This window comes from Streptococcus sp. HMSC062H02, assembly GCF_001813005.1.
GTDB classification, from domain to species: Bacteria; Bacillota; Bacilli; order Lactobacillales; family Streptococcaceae; genus Streptococcus; species Streptococcus oralis_S.
Genome location: NZ_KV811111.1, coordinates 1 through 649, shown reverse-complemented (window position 1 = coordinate 649; position 649 = coordinate 1). Strand labels below are relative to the sequence as shown.

Genomic DNA, 649 nt, shown 5'->3' with positions numbered 1-649 from the left:
AAGTGAAAGCCAATGGCGGTCAAGCAGTTGAATTGAGCTTCACTGCTAAGATTAAAGCGGGAGCTGATTTGACTCCATATCTAACAGATCGTGGATTCACTGTTCCAAATACGGCTTCTTATGATGCAAACATTCCAAATAGACCAGGGCTACACAAAGATTCGAATAAAGTTCCGGTTATCGTTCCAAAAGAACCAGAACCAGAAATTACGAAGAAAATCAACCGTACCTTGGACCACTTGGATGTCGAATACGATGCACCTTACATGTACAATGTCAATACAGCTTTACCAAAAGATATTGATAAGTACAAAGAGTTCACCGTAACAGATACACTTGAATCTGTTTTGGCAATCCCTGATACGCCAGTAGCCTATGTGGACGGTCGTGATGCAAATGGAGCTCTTGAAACAAGTGTTGAAGGAAACACTGTCACTGTAAAAGTGAAAGATTTCGCTCGACTAAAAGGCTTCAAAGAGATTCAATTGTACATCCCAGCTAAACTCAAAGCGCATAGCGATTTGACTCCTTATAAGGATCAATTGGTACCAAACAAAGCAAGTGTTAACTTCAAGGATGCCAATGGTCAATCTGGCAGCAAGGAATCAAAACCGGTAACGGTGAAACCACGTGACCCAGAAAAACCAAC

General features: G+C 41.4%; 1 protein-coding gene. It reads left to right on the top strand.

What is annotated here, in order from left to right:
- A partial coding sequence (locus tag HMPREF2885_RS04070) for an isopeptide-forming domain-containing fimbrial protein (RefSeq protein ID WP_148131129.1) occupies nt 1-649 on the top strand: 649 nt, incomplete at both ends.